2 tRNA genes and 1 rRNA gene are annotated in these 813 nt (G+C 44.0%); all 3 read left to right on the top strand.

From position 1 onward, the window contains the following. Positions 1 to 218: ribosomal RNA gene (locus tag JMX91_RS13220) — 16S ribosomal RNA — on the top strand; the annotation flags it as partial. Positions 219 to 293: 75 nt separating this feature from the next. Continuing rightward, positions 294 to 370, top strand: a tRNA-Ile gene (locus tag JMX91_RS13215). Positions 371 to 381: 11 nt separating this feature from the next. Further along, a tRNA-Ala gene (locus JMX91_RS13210) sits at positions 382 to 457 on the top strand. The last annotated feature ends 356 nt before the right edge of the window (positions 458 to 813 follow it).

Raw genomic sequence — 813 nt, 5'->3', positions numbered from 1 at the left:
CTCCATGAAGTAGGAATCGCTAGTAATCGCGGATCAGAATGCCGCGGTGAATACGTTCCCGGGCCTTGTACACACCGCCCGTCACACCATGGGAGTTGATTGCACCAGAAGTGGATAGCTTAACCTTAGGGGGAGCGTTCACCACGGTGTGGTTGATGACTGGGGTGAAGTCGTAACAAGGTAGCCGTAGGGGAACCTGCGGCTGGATCACCTCCTTATAGACGCATTCGGTCAGCAAGAATTCACAACAAGTTGTTCTTTAGTTTAAGCTTACGTTTTTAACAAACGTATTAGGGTCTGTAGCTCAGCTGGTTAGAGCACCGTGTTGATAACGCGGGGGTCAGTGGTTCGAGTCCACTTAGACCCACCATTTTATATAATGGGGCCATAGCTCAGTTGGTAGAGCGCCTGCCTTGCACGCAGGAGGTCAACGGTTCGACTCCGTTTGGCTCCACCACTACTTTAGTTAAGCTTAGAGTGCTAAATAAAAATAGGTATCAAATAGAAACAAGTGATTTGAACAAGATTACTTCTTTCTGTTTTATACAGAATCTGTGACTCGACGAGAGCATAGAGACTATTTAAAAACATAGATATGAGTCTGGGTTAGTGATGACATGTTCACGTGTCGTCATTAACCTTAATAACTCACCTCTTAACGACATCAGTTGTTATCCCAGGGGTGGGTTATTAAAAAAAGTAAAGAGAACTGAATCAAGCGTATAAACATAGGTGATATCGTTATCATAATTAGATTGTATGACACTTAGAAGTCGAAAGACTACTTGGGGTTGTATGGTCAAGTAATGAAGC

It is taken from the genome of Psychrobacter sp. Pi2-1 (assembly GCF_904846645.1).
GTDB lineage: Bacteria > Pseudomonadota > Gammaproteobacteria > Pseudomonadales > Moraxellaceae > Psychrobacter.
This window is presented reverse-complemented; position numbering and strand designations above follow the sequence as displayed.